The following is a 14164-nucleotide window of genomic DNA, read 5'->3' on the forward strand; positions in this document are numbered from 1 at the left end:
CCATGACCGAGCTGACACTCGGGAAAGCCCTCGGAGCGGGCCTCCGCCAGGCGATGCGCGACGACGACAAGGTCGTGCTGCTGGGAGAGGACATCGGCAAGCTGGGTGGCGTCTTCCGCATCACCGACGGACTCCTCGACGAGTTCGGCGCGGCACGCGTGATCGACACCCCGCTGGCCGAGTCCGGAATCGTCGGCACCGCGGTCGGGCTCGCATTCCGCGGGTATCGGCCCGTCGTCGAGATCCAGTTCGACGGATTCGTGTACCCCGCCTTCGACCAGATCGTGGCTCAGGTCGCGAAGCTGCATTACCGCACACAGGGCCGCGTGAAGATGCCCATCACCATCCGGATCCCCTGGGCGGGCGGTATCGGAGCGGCCGAGCACCACTCGGAGTCTCCCGAGGCCTACTTCGTGCACACGGCGGGCCTGCGGGTGATCGCGGTCTCGAACCCGGAGGACGCGTACCGCAGTCTCCGACAGGCCATCGCCTCCGATGACCCCGTGATCTTCTTCGAACCGAAGAGGCTGTACCACCACAAGGGCGAGGTCGACCTCGAAGCGCCTCTGGCCGACGCGCCGCCGATGGGTCTCGCCCGCGTCGTGCGAACCGGCACGGATGCCACCCTGATCACGTACGGCGCGATGGTGTCGACCGCGCTGCAGGCTGCGGACGCCGCGGCGGACGAAGGAACGTCGCTGGAGGTCATCGACCTCCGCTCGCTCTCACCCGTCGACTACGACTCGGTCGCCGCTTCGGTGCGCAAGACCGGTCGCGTCGTGGTCGCTCACGAAGCCTCTCGGGAAGCAGGGGTGGCCGCGGAGGTGATCGCGAGCATCACGGAGCGCTGCTTCGAGTACCTCGAGTCCGCACCGCTGCGCGTCACCGGTCACGACATCCCCTATCCGCCCGCGAAGCTCGAGAAGTACCACCTCCCGGACTTGGATCGCCTGCTCGACGCCGTCGACCGGGTGCTGGACCGGCCGAACAGCTTGACGGGAGCAGAAGCATGATCGCGGAGTTCCGACTTCCCGACCTCGGAGAGGGGCTGACGGAAGCCGAGGTCGTGTCCTGGCTCGTGGCGCCCGGTGACAGCGTCGCCCTCAACCAGACGCTCGCCGAGGTCGAGACCGCGAAGGCGATCGTCGAGCTGCCGTCGCCCTACGAGGGCATCGTGTCGACACTGCACGCCGAGGCCGGGCAGACCATCGCCGTCGGTGCACCCCTGATCGCCTTCGACGTCGCCGGGGAGGAACAGACGGCGCCATCGCCGTCGTCTGAACCGGGCGAGAAGGCCGAGCCGAACCTGGTGGGGTACGGCGCCGCGCCGACGAGCTCAGGCCGCCCGGCGCGGCGGGCACGGAGGATCGGCGCATCCACTCCGGCCGCCATCGACACCGCCGTTCTCGAAGCGGCACCGCATGACGCTGCTCCGTCAGCAGCCGTCGACGCCGTGATCGAAAGACCGCGCTCGACGCCCCCGGTGCGCGCCCACGCGAAGAGACTCGGGATCGATCTGGTGCTGGTCGCTGCCGAGGTGGGCGACCGCGTCATCACCCGCAACGATGTCGACGCCTATGCGGAGCGCGTCGGCGCTCACGGTCGCACCGGCGACGGAGGCGCGTCCCCGTCGTACGCGGCGCCCCCGGCCAGCCTTGCGGCTCCTGGGGACGACGCGCGTGAGACCCGTATCCCCATCCGCGGAGTGCGCAGGCACACGGCTGCCGCGATGGTCCAGAGCGCCTTCACGGCCCCGCATGTCACCGTCTTCCACACCGTCGACGTGACCGCGGCGATGGAGCTTGTGTCGAGCCTCCGTGACGATCGGTCGCTGAGCGCGCACCGGATCGGGCCCCTCGCGGTGGTGGCGAAGGCCGTGTGCCTCGCTCTCGGACGGGCCCCCGGCCTCAACTCCCGCTGGGACGAGGCTGCCGGCGAGATCGTCCAGCACAACTACGTCGATCTCGGGATCGCGGCAGCGACGGAGCGAGGACTCATCGTCCCGATCATCAGGGACGCGGAGCGGCTGACGCTGATCGAACTCGCAGACGCCGTGAGGTCCCTCGCCGAGGTCGCCCGCTCGGGGAAGACCTCACCGGCGGAGCTCGCAGGCGGCACCTTCTCCATCTCCAACATCGGCGTCTTCGGCGTCGATGCGGGCACGCCGATCCTTCCCCCCGGTCAGTCCGGGATCCTGGCCGTCGGCGCGGTACGTCGACAGCCGTGGGAGCATCGTGGCGAGATCGCGTTGCGGGAGCTGATGACCCTCAGCCTCTCGTTCGACCACCGCATCGTCGATGGCGCGGAGGGTGCGCGCTTCCTGAAGGACGTGGCCGACGTGCTCGAGGAGCCCGGGCGCGCGATGCTGCTCAGGTAGACGCGCGCACAGCGGCATCCGCCATCGCGATCAGCACGGTCGCAGTGGCGGAGTGGCGTCTGGCCGCAGCACGCGTGCTGTGCGGCGTCGAGTTGATGAGTCCGAAGCAGGCCTGCACGCGCAGACGCAGCTCGTCCTGGTCGGCACCCTCTGCGCCTCGGGGGTGCACCGGTGCCAGAGCTGCCATCCAGAGTTCGATGTAGGCGCGTTGGAGGCGCCGCACCTCGGCACGGTCGGCCTCTGACAGGAACGCGACGTCGCGGTCCTGCACCTGGATGACCTCCGCGTTGCCCAGGGCGAACTCCACGTGGAAGGCGATCAGCGCACGCATCCGCTCGTCGGCAGTCGGGGCCTCGTCGGCGACGCGGCGTCCGCCGTGGATGAGGTCCTCACTGACCTTGACGAGTACGGCCCCCAGCAGAGCCTGCTTGCCCGCGAAGTGGCGATAGACGGCCGGCCCGGATACGCCGACCGCGGCCCCGATGTCCTCCAGGCTCACACCGCTGTATCCACGCGCAGCGAAGAGTCGCGCTGCGGCGTGCAAGATCGCATCGGATCTTTCGGCCTTGGCGCGGTCTCGGGCGGTGACCGGGGTTGTCATCTCAGTTAATCCTCGCTAACTTGAATCAACGGGTTAGTGAACACTAACCGAAAGTGCATGCACTGCGCCAGGGCTCGACCTCGCGCAGACGTGGGTCGAGGAGGACATCACGATGCAGACAACCCAGGAGTCGCTCGCGCACGAGTTGCGAGAGCGACTCGCCACCGCCGCCCAGGGCGGACCGGAGGCTTCTCGAGCCCGCCACCTGGCGCGCGGGAAACTGCTTCCTCGCGATCGCGTCACCCGCGTGCTCGACGAGGGCAGTCCCTTCCTCGAGGTCGCACCCCTCGCAGCGGACGGCCTGTACGGGGGAGAGGCACCCGGTGCAGGTGTGATCGCCGGTATCGGCCTCGTGCACGGGCGGCACGTCATGGTGGTCTGCAACGATGCGACGGTCAAGGGCGGCACGTACTTCCCTCTCACGGTCAAGAAGCATCTGCGCGCGCAGGAGATCGCCCTCGAGAATCGCCTTCCCTGTCTCTACCTGGTCGACTCCGGCGGTGCGTTCCTCCCCAAACAGGACGAGGTCTTCCCCGACCGCGAGCACTTCGGGCGGATCTTCTTCAACCAGGCGCGCATGTCCGCGGAGGGCATACCTCAACTCGCGGCTGTGCTCGGCTCGTGCACTGCCGGTGGCGCTTACGTCCCGGCGATGAGCGACGAAACCGTCATCGTGCGTGGCCAGGGGACGATCTTCCTCGGCGGACCCCCGCTCGTGAAGGCGGCCATCGGCGAGATCGTGACCGCGGAGGAACTCGGCGGCGGAGAGCTGCATGCGCGACGCAGCGGAGTGGTCGACCATCTCGCCGAGGACGATGAACATGCGCTCGAGATCCTCCGGGACATCGTGGCCACGCTGCCTCCGCCTGCTGCCCCCGCCTGGGAGGTGATCGGCAGCCGCGCTCCGTCCGAGCCGTCCAGCCTCTACGACGCCGTCCCTGTCGATGTCAACGCCGCGTACGACGTGCACGAGGTCATCTCGCGGTTGGTCGACGGCGACTCGTTCCTCGAGTTCAAGCCCGAGTACGGCACGACCCTGGTCACGGGTTTCGCCCGCCTGCACGGCCACCCCGTCGGTATCGTGGCCAATAACGGCGTCCTCTTCAGCGAGTCCGCGCTCAAAGGCGCCCACTTCATCGAGCTCTGCGATCAGCGGGGGATCCCCCTGCTCTTCCTCCAGAACATCACGGGTTTCATGGTCGGTTCCGACGCAGAGGCCGGCGGTATCGCCAAGGACGGCGCGAAGATGGTCACGGCCGTCGCGAGCACCCGTGTGCCGAAGCTCACCGTCATCATCGGGGGGTCCTTCGGCGCCGGGAACTACTCGATGTGCGGGCGCGCGTACTCGCCGAGATTCCTGTGGACCTGGCCGGCCAGCCGCATCTCCGTGATGGGGGGTGCCCAGGCCGCGTCGGTGCTCGCGACCGTCAAGGAGGACCAGCTCTCCGCACGCGGCGAGCCCTGGACGTCGGAGGAGCGGGCGGCGTTCGAGGCCCCGGTCCGGGAACAGTACGAGCACCAGGGCGAGCCGTACTACGCGACCGCGCGACTGTGGGACGACGGCATCGTCGACCCCGCCCAGACCCGCGACCTCCTGGGCCTCGCCCTCGATGTCGTCTCCCGCAGCCCGCTGCCCGAACCGCGCTTTGGCGTCTTCCGGATGTGAGTGCCTTGTCCATGAACCAGACATCGACGCCGTCCGGCGTCCCGTTCCACACCGTCCTCGTCGCCAACCGCGGTGAGATCGCCCGCAGGGTGATCCGCACGCTGCGCACGCTCGGCATCCGCAGCGTCGCGGTCTACAGCGACGCCGATGCGACGAGTCCCCACGTGCGCGAGGCGGACCTCGCCGTGCGGATCGGTCCGGCGCCCGCTGCAGAGTCTTACCTCGACATCGACGCCGTCATCGCCGCAGCGCGCAGCACCGGTGCGCAGGCCATCCACCCCGGATACGGATTCCTCTCGGAGAGCGTCGGACTCGCCGAGTCCTGTGAGGAGAGCGGGATCGTCTTCATCGGCCCCTCGGTCGAGGCCCTGCAGATCATGGGAGACAAGGCTCGCGCCCGCGATCACGTGCAGCGGTACGGCGTTCCCGTCGTCCCCGGCTTCGACGCCAACGGTCTGTCCCACGCCGAGATCGCCGAAGAAGCCGAGGCCGTCGGGTATCCGCTGCTGGTCAAGCCCAGCGCAGGGGGAGGCGGAAAGGGCATGGAGGTCGTCGCCGATGCGGCGGACCTGCCCGTGGCTCTCGCCTCCGCCCGTCGGGTCGCCTCCGCCGCCTTCGGCGACGACGCGCTCATCCTCGAACGGTTGATCAGACGGCCGCGACACATCGAGGTGCAGGTGTTCGGCGACGCGCACGGCACCGTCCTCGCCCTCGGGGAACGCGAGTGCACCCTGCAACGACGGCATCAGAAGGTCATCGAGGAGGCCCCGTCGGCGGGCATCCCGGCGCACACTCGCGAACGGCTGCTCTCGGCAGCGGTGCTCGCCGCCGAGAGCGTCAACTACGTGGGCGCCGGCACGGTCGAGTTCCTCGTGGATGCCGATGCGCCGGACGATGTCTTCTTCATCGAGATGAACACGCGCCTCCAGGTGGAGCACCCGGTGACCGAGGAGGTCACCGGACTCGATCTGGTCGCCCTTCAGCTCCGAGCGGCCGCCGGGCTTCCCCTGGAGATCACGCCGAGACTGCGCGGTCACGCCGTGGAGGCGCGAGTGTACGCGGAGGCCCCCGAGCGCGGTTTCCTTCCTTCCACGGGGCGGGTGCTCCTCTTCGACCCACCCTCGGGAGTTCGAGTCGACGCGGCCATCGAGAGCGGGAGCGAGGTCACCGGCTTCTACGACCCGATGATCGCGAAGGTGATCGCTTTCGCGGACGACCGCCCCACGGCGCTGGCGCGGCTCGACCAGGCACTCGCGCGCACCGTCGTGCTGGGCGTCGAGACCAACATCGCGTTCCTGCGCATGCTGTGCCAGGACGCCCGGGTCGTCGAAGGCGATCTCGATACCGGTCTCATCGAGACCCTGCTGCCCCTCGAGACCGTGAAGCCCTCAGCCGCCCAGTTGGCTGCGGCGCGGGACGCCGTTGCGGATCACACCACGCCGGTGCGTAGCAGTCCGCTGTGGCGTGAGCTTCCCGGGTGGCGACTGGGCGCCCAGGACTCGCCGCGCGCCCCGTTCGTCGCGCTCACGGACGACGGTGACGAGCTCGAGCTCGATGAAGCGTCTTCTTCCCCCTCCAGAGCGGGTGTGCTCGCCGCTGTCGACACCGACGGGGCGGTCTGGGTCGCGGAGGACGGTCGCACGGTACGCCTGCGCCCGCTCGACAGGCGACAGCGAATGCAGCGTCGGCTGTCCGCGCGAGACGCGGGATCGGCAGCGACTGAGCCGGAGGGACGCGCCCCCATGCCGGGGAGTGTCGTGGCGGTGCACGTGGCCGACGGGGACACGGTCTCCGCAGGGCAGGCGCTCGTCTCGATCGAGGCGATGAAGATGGAGCACCCGGTGCTCGCACCGCATGACGGTGTGGTGCACCTTCTGGTCGCGGTGGGCGACCAGGTGCGGCGTGACCAGCCGGTCGCCCGCGTGACGACGGAGGAGAGCTGAACATGGAAGACCTGACCGACGAGGAGCGCGAGCTCGGCTCCATGGTGCGCGAGTTCGCCGATACGGTCGTCGCGCCGCAGGCCTACGAGGCGGATCGCACGCACACGCTGTCGATGGACGTCGTGGGCCAGATGGGCGACCTCGGACTGTTCGGCCTGCCGTTCCCCGAGGAGTACGGCGGACAGGGCGGCGACTACATGGCGCTCGGCATCGCGATCGAGGCGCTCGCGCGCGTCGACCAGTCCATCGCGATCACGCTCGAAGCAGGGGTCAGCCTCGGCGCGATGCCGATCTTCCGCTTCGGCTCGGAGGAGCAGCGCCAGGAGCTGCTGCCGGACCTGCTCGCCGGGCGAGCCCTGGCGGGCTTCGGCCTCACGGAGCCGGAGGCCGGCAGTGACGCCGGTGCGACCAGGACCACGGCGCGTCTCGACGGCGATGAGTGGGTGATCGACGGGTCGAAGCAGTTCATCACGAACTCCGGGACTCCCATCACTCGGTTCGTCACGGTCACGGCGGTGACCGGGAACGAGGATGGGCGCAAGGAGATCTCCACCATCATCGTGCCGAACGGGACACCGGGGTTCACGGTGGAAGCGCCGTACGACAAGGTCGGGTGGAACGCGTCGGACACGCATCCCCTCACGTTCGATGGCGCACGGGTTCCCGCCTCCAACCTGTTGGGCACGCGGGGGAGCGGCTTCCGGAGCTTCCTCAGCATCCTCGACGAAGGCCGCATCGCGATCGCGGCCCTCTCGACGGGCGCCGCAGAGGGATGCCTGGAGGCAGCTGTCGAATACGCCAAGAGCCGTACGATCTTCGGGGCCGCCCTGAGCACGCGGCAGAATGCGCAGTTCACGCTTGCTCGTATGCGCGCACGGGTGCACACGGCACGGCTCGCCTGGCATCACGCGGCACGACTCCGAGACGCGGGGAAGCCGTTCGCCGAAGCCGCGGCCATCGCCAAGCTGGTGGCAGGCGAGGCGGCGATGGACAATGCGCGGGACGCGACGCAGATCTTCGGCGGGAACGGCTTCATGAACGAGTTCCCCGTGGCACGGCACTACCGCGACTCCAAGATCCTCGAGATCGGCGAGGGCACGACGGAAGTGCAGCTGCTCGTCATCGCCCGTGGCCTCGGCCTCGCCGGGTAGCGTGGCAGCATGAGCACGCACGACGTCCTCCAGCGGGGTCTGTACTACGAGGAGTTCGAGGCCGACGCCCGCTACCTGCATCGTCCAGGACGCACCGCGACCGAAGCCGACAACGTGCTGTTCACCACTCTCACCATGAACACGCAGGCGCTGCACCTCGATACCGCTTTCGCCGAACGTCAGGAGCCGTTCCGCGCGCGACTGATGAACTCGATGTGGACGCTGTCCACGATGGTGGGTTCATCCGTCGCGCAGCTGACGCAGGGGACTCTCGTCGCACAGCTCGGCTTCGGTGATGTCACATTCCCGCATCCTCTGTTCGCGGGGGACACCCTCTACACCGAGAGCACGGTCGTGGAGAAGCGGCTCTCCTCCTCCCGGCCGGGGCAGGGCATCGTGAAGATCGCCCACACCGGCCGCAACCAGGACGGGACGATCGTCGCCACGGCCGTCCGCTCGGTCCTCGTCCACTGCCTTCCGGAAGGATCCCCCGCATGACGTTCAACCTCGGTCCGGCGCTGTTGTTCTGCCCTGCCGATCGGCCGGAGCGCTTCCGAAAAGCTGCAGAGCGGGCTGATGCGATCATCCTCGACCTCGAAGATGCCGTCCTGCCGGAGGCGAAGGACGACGCCCGCCGCAACGTGATCGCCGCCGATGTCGACCCGGCCCGCGTCATCGTCCGCGTGAACGCCCCCGACACCGAGGCGTTCGCTGCAGACCTCGCGGCATTGGAGCAGACCGATTTCCGGACCGTGATGGTCGCGAAGACCGAACGTGCGGACAGCCTGTCGGTGTTCGACGAGAGGTACTCGCTCATCGCGCTGTGCGAGACCGCCCGAGGCGTGCAGGCAGCCGACAGCATCGCCGCGCACCCTCAGGTGTCCGCGTTGATGTGGGGTGCCGAGGATCTCGTCGCGTCCCTCGGAGGCACGTCGTCGCGGAACGCGCACGGGACGTATCGCGACATTGCCCGCTATGCCAGAGCGCGCGTCCTCCTCGAAGCCGGTGCGCACGGCAAGGCAGCCATCGATGCCGTGCACATCGACCTCGACGACCTCGCTGGACTCGAGGAGGAGGCGATCGACGCCGCCGCTTCGGGGTTCCGCGCGACGGCGTGCATCCATCCCAACCAGGTGGCGACGATCCGTGCGGCGTACCGTCCGGACGACGCGCTCCTCACCTGGGCGCGCGCCGTGCTCACCGCGTCCGAGACGCAGCGCGGCGTTTTCCGGTTCGACGGGCGGATGATCGACGAGCCGGTGCTCCGTCATGCGCGTTCGGTCGTCTCCCGCGCCGTCTGATCAGAGGACGGGCGACTCCTCCAGCAGACGGAGATAGCCCGGTGCGGCGACGAACCGGTGTGCCGAGCCGTTCTGCAGCACCTGGCCGTCGCGCGGGAGAGTGCCGCCGGAGACGTGGTCGATCACGGCGCGGATCACGCCACCATGAGCGACGACGATCACCGACTCCGCGCGTGGGGAGGAGCGACGCCGCGCTTCACGCGCGATCTGGTGCAGGGCCGCGATGGCGCGTTCCCCGACCTCGTGGAGGGTCTCCGCGCCCGGAACCTCCGCGTGCCAGTCCCCGTAGGTGGCGATGTAGTCGGGGACGAGCATCCCCTCGCCGTCGCCGAACTCGCGCTCGCGGATGTCGGGGACCACGCCGACGACCTCCAGCCCCAGACGCTCCGCGATGATCTCAGCGGTCTCCTTGGCGCGCAGCAACGGGCTCGTGTAGACGGCGTGGTGGGTTCCAGCCGCGAGCTTCTCCGCAGCCCATCGGGCGTCTTCGCGTCCCTTCTCGTTCAGGGGGATGTCGGTGGAGCCCTGGATGCGGCGCGCGAGGTTCCAGTCGGTCTGACCGTGGCGGACGAGGGTGAGGTGGGTCACGAGAGGAGTTCCTGGAGGGCGGGGAGCACGTCGCTGGTGCCTGCGGCGATGGTCACATGCGCCCAGGCATCCGCGCGCGTCGGCTCACGGTTGACGATGATCAGGGGGATGTTGCGGCGACGGGCGCGCTCGACGAGACGGACACCGGAGTTCACCACGAGCGAGGAGCCGGCGACGATGAGTGCGGAGCTGGAGCGCAACAGCGACTCCGCTGCACGGAAACGATCCTGTGGCACGTACTCGCCGAAGAACACCACATCGGGCTTGAGCATGCCTGCGCAGACGGTGCACACGGGGATGACGAAGCCCTCCGTGCTCTCGGGGAGGACGTCGCCGTCAGGGGCGAGCGCGACGTTCTCTGGCACCGTGATCCACGGGTTGAGCTCCTCGATCTGCACGGCGATGTCGCGGCGGTCGAACACCTGGCCGCACTGCAGACACAGCACGCGACGCATGGTCCCGTGGACCTCGATGACGTGTGAGCTGCCGGCCCGCAGATGCAGTCCGTCGACGTTCTGGGTGATGACACCCGACACCGTGCCTGCGGCTTCGAGCTGGGCCAGGGCGATATGACCCGCGTTCGGTTCGGCTCTGGCGAAGGCACGCCACCCCAGATGCCCGCCCACCCAGTAGCGCCTGCGCGCGGCCTCGTCTCCGAGATAGGTCTGGATGGTCATGGGATCGCTGCGCGTCCTGGCTCCTTCGCCACGGTAGGCGGGGATGCCGGAGTCGGTGGATATCCCGGCGCCGGTGAGGAGTGCGATGCGCTTCTCGCGCAGCAGCTCGGCGGCGTGGGCGATGGTGGCCGACAGCTCGGCGGGACTGGACACGCTCACAAGACCTCCTCGAGCGAGTCTACGGTGCCGAGCCCGACCGAGGCCTCCACAAGGGCCGTCGACGCCCTGGCATCCGGTGAATCGCCACGTCCGGACGGTGGCAGAGTGGACACCGTGGAACTGCTGCCTGTGACCGATGTCACCGACCGACGTCTCGACGACTACCGCGGACTCACCGATACCGCTTTGCGAGCGCTGTCGGAGCCGTCCGGCGGGCTGTACATCGCCGAGTCGACGAAGGTGATCGCGCGCGCCGTCGCGTCCGGTCACCGGCCTCGTTCGCTGCTGGTCCAGGAACGCCGGGTGGACGACATCCGCGCCATCGTCGGCGACCTCGACGTACCGGTGTACGTCGTCCCCGACGAGGTGGCGGAGGCGGTGACGGGTTTCGCCGTGCATCGCGGCACCATCGCGTCGATGCACCGACCAGAGCTGCCCTCCGTGCGCGAGGTGATCGACGGCGCCTCGCTCGTGCTGGTCCTGGAGAACATCGGCGATCACACGAACGTCGGAGCCGCCTTCCGCGCCGCAGCCGGTCTCGGTGCGGACGCCGTGCTGGTGTCTCCGGGCGGAGCCGATCCGCTGTACCGGCGGAGCGTCCGAGTCAGCATGGGCACCGTCTTCCAGGTGCCGTGGACCCGCATCACGGACTGGGAGTCCGCGATCGCGGATCTCCACGGCGACGGCTTCGACATCGCCGCGCTCGCACTGCGCGACGACGCGGTGACCCTCGACTCCTACGCAGCCGATCGTCCCGCACGCGTCGCGCTCGTGATGGGGTCGGAGGGCGACGGACTCTCCCGCGAGGCTATGGAGGGGGCAGACACCGTGGTCACGATCCCGATGTCCGGTGGGGTCGACTCCCTCAATGTGGCATCAGCGGCAGCGGTCGCGCTCTGGGCGATGAAGGCCTGACGCGCTCAGTCCTTCTCCGGGAGGAACACGGGGGAGGGCTCCGGCCGCTTCGCCGCAAGGTTGTCGCCGGACGACTGGTGCCGGAGTCGTCTGAGCACCCAGGGGACGAGATGCTCCCTGGCCCAGCCCAGGTCTTCGGAGCGGGCCTCTCGCCAGGTGCGCAGCGGGAACGGCTCGGGCTGCATGGCCTCGAGATCGTTCGGCACGTTCAGCGCGCGCAGCGCCATGCGGGCGACCTCGTGATGGCCGAGCGCGTTGTAGTGCAGTCTGTCGTCGTCGAAGAAGCGCATGTCCTGCACGACCTTGAGCGCCCACTGGTCGGCCACGATGCAGTCGTACCGCTCGGCGATGGTGCGCACGTTCTCGTTGTAGATCGCGACCTTGCCGCGGAACGCCCGGAACACCGGCGTGAAGGCGGTGTCGATGCCGGTGAACAGCAGCACGGCGGCGCCGGTGGAGGACAGTCGGGCGACGGCGTCATCGAGCTGGCTCGCGATCGCATCGGGATCGGTTCCCGGGCGGATCACGTCGTTGCCGCCTGCACAGATGGAGACCAGGTCAGGGCGCAGCGCGACAGCCGGCTCGATCTGGTCGGCGACGATCTGGGAGATCAGCTTTCCGCGGACGGCGAGGTTCGCGTAGGCGAAGTCATCGACCTGCGCGGCGAGCACCTCGGCGACGCGGTCCGCCCACCCGCGGTGGCTCCCCGGATTCGCCGGATCCGGGTCGCCGATGCCCTCGGTGAACGAGTCACCGATCGCGACGAATCGCCGCCACGGGTGTGCGGTCTCGTTCGGGATGTACGGGGTCCGAGTCGAATCCTGGTCGGTCATCCAGCTCTCCTTCGCGAACGATCGGCGACACGGTGATGACCGCGACGCAGTGACCGAGCCTACCCGCAGGCCCCGGCACGGGGGAGGGCACGCGCGGGAATCGCGGCGAGTGATCCGGTGTCCCCGGCAGCGATTATCGTGGAATCGATGCTCTCTCCGTCCTTTCCTCAGCGTGCCCCATGGGGAACCGCGAACAAGCTGCGCGCCTGGCAGCAGGAGGCCCTCGAACAGTACTTCGCGGCGGATCAGCGCGACTTCCTCGTCGCCGCCACCCCGGGCGCAGGCAAGACCACGTTCGCGCTCACCCTCGCCGTCGAGCTCATGCGCATGGGCGAGGTCAACCGCATCATCGTGGTCGCGCCGACCGAGCATCTCAAGACCCAGTGGGCCGATGCCGCGGCACGCGTGCACATCCGCCTCGACCCGCGTTTCCGCAATAGCGACTGGGCGCCGGCACGGCACTATCACGGTGCCGTCGTGACCTACGCGCAGGTCGCCGCGAAGTCATCGGTGCACCGGCACCTCACGGAAGACGCCAAGACCCTCGTGATCCTCGACGAGGTCCATCACGGCGGCGATGCGCTGAGCTGGGGCGACGCCATCCGAGACGCGTACGGGCCCGCGAAGAGGCGCCTGCTGCTGTCCGGCACGCCGTTCCGCAGCGACACGGCACCCATCCCGTTCGTCGAGTACCACCCCGACGAGTCCGGCGCCCGCATCTCTCGCACCGACTACAACTACGGCTACGGCCGTGCGCTGGCCGACGGTGTCGTCCGACCGGTGCTCTTCCACATGTACGCGGGCAAGATGCGCTGGCGCACCACCACCGGCGACGAGCTCGAGACCCATCTCGGCCAGGACAACACCAAGGACGTGACCTCGCAGGCCTGGCGCACGGCGCTCGACCCCGAGGGCGAGTGGATGCCCGCCGTCCTGTCGGCCGCAGACCGACGGCTCACGGAGATCCGCCATCACGTCCCCGACGCCGGTGGTCTCGTGCTGGCGACCGACCAGACGGTGGCGCGCGCCTACGCGAAGATCCTGCACAGCATCACGGGCCAGCAGGCCACGGTGGTGCTCTCTGATGATGCGACCGCCTCCGAGCGGATCGAGAAGTTCAGCGCCAACGACTCGCGCTGGATGGTGGCCGTGCGCATGGTGTCGGAGGGTGTCGACGTGCCTCGCCTCGCGGTCGGGGTCTATGCGACGTCGTCATCGACTCCGCTGTTCTTCGCGCAGGCCATCGGCCGGTTCGTGCGCGCGAGACGACGTGGCGAGGCCGCGAGCGTGTTCCTTCCGCAGGTCCCTGTGCTCATGGGACTCGCGAACGAGATGGACAAGCAGCGCGACCATGCGCTCGATCGTCAGTCGAAGGAAGACGACGGTCTCGAGGATTCCCTGCTCGAGAGCGCCAACCGCGAGGAGGAGACCTCCGACGCGCTGACGCAGGAGTTCACCTATCAGGCGCTCTCGTCCGTGGCCCACTTCGACCGGGTGGTGTTCGAGGGCCAGGAGTTCGGACAGCTGGCTGAGCCGGGCACTCCCGAGGAAGAGGAGTTCATCGGCTTCCCCGGCCTCCTCGAACCCGAGCACGTGCACGAGCTCCTCATGCAGCGCCAGTCCCGCCAGTCGCGCCTGCGCGAGGCGCGAGAGGCCTCCACACCGCCCGACGAGTCGACGACGCTGCCCCCGCCCCTGCACCGCACGCTCAAGGAGCAGCGGCAGCTGCTGAACAGCCTCGTCGGCCTCTACGCGCGCCAGAAGGGCGAGCCGCACGGCGCTGTGCATGCTGAGCTCCGCCGCATCTGCGGGGGGCCCGCGGTCGCGCAGGCCACCGTGACGCAGCTGCAGTCTCGCATCGAGGTTCTCCGGAAGCGTGTGCGCTCCTGACGTGACCTGCGCCCCATCGTCGTGACAGGCTCTGCTTCGGAACCCCGAAATGCTGTCAATCCG

At 68.9% G+C, this 14164-nt stretch carries 13 protein-coding genes; 9 read left to right on the forward strand and 4 right to left on the reverse strand.

The window, feature by feature from the left end; genetic code table 11:
- The first annotated feature begins 2 nt into the window (after window positions 1–2).
- Together RN51_RS17365 and RN51_RS17370 are read left to right on the forward strand one after the other, a co-directional pair.
- On the forward strand, window positions 3–1013 hold the full coding sequence (locus RN51_RS17365) for an alpha-ketoacid dehydrogenase subunit beta (RefSeq protein ID WP_045265268.1): 1011 nt from the start codon (window positions 3–5) through the stop codon (window positions 1011–1013).
- Complete coding sequence (locus RN51_RS17370) at window positions 1010–2377, forward strand: dihydrolipoamide acetyltransferase family protein (RefSeq protein ID WP_045265269.1); 1368 nt, start codon at window positions 1010–1012, stop codon at window positions 2375–2377. The genes RN51_RS17365 and RN51_RS17370 overlap by 4 nt, the downstream gene beginning before the upstream one ends.
- Here RN51_RS17370 and RN51_RS17375 read toward each other — a convergent pair.
- Window positions 2370–2978 carry a TetR/AcrR family transcriptional regulator gene (locus RN51_RS17375; RefSeq protein ID WP_045265270.1) on the reverse strand — a complete coding sequence of 203 codons (609 nt, stop codon included), beginning with the start codon at window positions 2976–2978 and terminating at the stop codon, window positions 2370–2372. The genes RN51_RS17370 and RN51_RS17375 overlap by 8 nt on opposite strands.
- Window positions 2979–3090: 112 nt before the next feature.
- On the opposite strand from RN51_RS17375, the gene RN51_RS17380 reads away from it, so the two are divergent.
- Genes RN51_RS17380 through RN51_RS17400 form a run of 5 tightly spaced genes read left to right on the forward strand, consistent with a single transcriptional unit; the run spans window position 3091 to window position 9039 of the window.
- Window positions 3091–4644 carry a carboxyl transferase domain-containing protein gene (locus RN51_RS17380; RefSeq protein ID WP_045265271.1) on the forward strand — a complete coding sequence of 518 codons (1554 nt, stop codon included), beginning with the start codon at window positions 3091–3093 and terminating at the stop codon, window positions 4642–4644.
- 11 nt (window positions 4645–4655) lie between these two features.
- Window positions 4656–6587 (forward strand): acetyl/propionyl/methylcrotonyl-CoA carboxylase subunit alpha, encoded by a 1932-nt coding sequence (locus RN51_RS17385; protein ID WP_045265272.1) that lies wholly within the window; start codon window positions 4656–4658, stop codon window positions 6585–6587.
- 2 nt (window positions 6588–6589) lie between these two features.
- On the forward strand, window positions 6590–7738 hold the full coding sequence (locus RN51_RS17390; RefSeq protein ID WP_045265273.1) for an acyl-CoA dehydrogenase family protein: 1149 nt from the start codon (window positions 6590–6592) through the stop codon (window positions 7736–7738).
- Window positions 7739–7747: 9 nt separating this feature from the next.
- Window positions 7748–8236, forward strand: a complete 489-nt coding sequence (locus RN51_RS17395; protein WP_045265274.1) for a MaoC family dehydratase — start codon at window positions 7748–7750, stop codon at window positions 8234–8236.
- Window positions 8233–9039 (forward strand): HpcH/HpaI aldolase/citrate lyase family protein, encoded by an 807-nt coding sequence (locus tag RN51_RS17400; RefSeq protein WP_045265275.1) that lies wholly within the window; start codon window positions 8233–8235, stop codon window positions 9037–9039. The genes RN51_RS17395 and RN51_RS17400 overlap by 4 nt, the downstream gene beginning before the upstream one ends.
- Here the strand turns inward: RN51_RS17400 and RN51_RS17405 are convergent, their stop codons facing one another.
- Together RN51_RS17405 and RN51_RS17410 are read right to left on the reverse strand one after the other, a co-directional pair.
- Window positions 9040–9627 (reverse strand): histidine phosphatase family protein, encoded by a 588-nt coding sequence (locus tag RN51_RS17405; protein WP_045265276.1) that lies wholly within the window; start codon window positions 9625–9627, stop codon window positions 9040–9042.
- Complete coding sequence (locus RN51_RS17410) at window positions 9624–10463, reverse strand: Sir2 family NAD-dependent protein deacetylase (RefSeq protein ID WP_045265277.1); 840 nt, start codon at window positions 10461–10463, stop codon at window positions 9624–9626. The genes RN51_RS17405 and RN51_RS17410 overlap by 4 nt, the downstream gene beginning before the upstream one ends.
- A 114-nt stretch (window positions 10464–10577) precedes the next feature.
- Between RN51_RS17410 and RN51_RS17415 the strand changes: the two genes are divergently transcribed.
- On the forward strand, window positions 10578–11378 hold the full coding sequence (locus RN51_RS17415; RefSeq protein ID WP_045265394.1) for a TrmH family RNA methyltransferase: 801 nt from the start codon (window positions 10578–10580) through the stop codon (window positions 11376–11378).
- Between the two features lie 5 nt (window positions 11379–11383).
- Here the strand turns inward: RN51_RS17415 and RN51_RS17420 are convergent, their stop codons facing one another.
- Window positions 11384–12211, reverse strand: coding sequence for an SGNH/GDSL hydrolase family protein (locus RN51_RS17420; RefSeq protein ID WP_045265278.1), 828 nt, complete (start codon window positions 12209–12211; stop codon window positions 11384–11386).
- 147 nt (window positions 12212–12358) lie between these two features.
- Here RN51_RS17420 and RN51_RS17425 point away from each other — a divergent pair, with 147 nt between their 5' ends.
- Complete coding sequence (locus RN51_RS17425) at window positions 12359–14101, forward strand: DEAD/DEAH box helicase (RefSeq protein WP_045265279.1); 1743 nt, start codon at window positions 12359–12361, stop codon at window positions 14099–14101.
- Window positions 14102–14164 lie beyond the last annotated feature (63 nt).

Origin of the sequence: Microbacterium oxydans, assembly GCF_000956405.1 — a bacterium.
Classification (GTDB): domain Bacteria; phylum Actinomycetota; class Actinomycetes; order Actinomycetales; family Microbacteriaceae; genus Microbacterium; species Microbacterium oxydans_C.

Excerpts from the sequence above, each read along its gene's own strand:
- RN51_RS17390 (WP_045265273.1), top strand. The coding sequence starts at position 6,590 with ATGGAAGACCTGACCGACGAGGAGCGCGAGCTCGGCTCCATGGTGCGC.
- RN51_RS17375 (WP_045265270.1), bottom strand. The coding sequence starts at position 2,978 with ATGACAACCCCGGTCACCGCCCGAGACCGCGCCAAGGCCGAAAGATCC.
- RN51_RS17420 (WP_045265278.1), bottom strand. The coding sequence starts at position 12,211 with ATGACCGACCAGGATTCGACTCGGACCCCGTACATCCCGAACGAGACC.
- RN51_RS17400 (WP_045265275.1), top strand. The coding sequence starts at position 8,233 with ATGACGTTCAACCTCGGTCCGGCGCTGTTGTTCTGCCCTGCCGATCGG.
- RN51_RS17395 (WP_045265274.1), top strand. The coding sequence starts at position 7,748 with ATGAGCACGCACGACGTCCTCCAGCGGGGTCTGTACTACGAGGAGTTC.
- RN51_RS17380 (WP_045265271.1), top strand. The coding sequence starts at position 3,091 with ATGCAGACAACCCAGGAGTCGCTCGCGCACGAGTTGCGAGAGCGACTC.
- RN51_RS17365 (WP_045265268.1), top strand. The coding sequence starts at position 3 with ATGACCGAGCTGACACTCGGGAAAGCCCTCGGAGCGGGCCTCCGCCAG.
- RN51_RS17425 (WP_045265279.1), top strand. The coding sequence starts at position 12,359 with ATGCTCTCTCCGTCCTTTCCTCAGCGTGCCCCATGGGGAACCGCGAAC.
- RN51_RS17370 (WP_045265269.1), top strand. The coding sequence starts at position 1,010 with ATGATCGCGGAGTTCCGACTTCCCGACCTCGGAGAGGGGCTGACGGAA.
- RN51_RS17385 (WP_045265272.1), top strand. The coding sequence starts at position 4,656 with ATGAACCAGACATCGACGCCGTCCGGCGTCCCGTTCCACACCGTCCTC.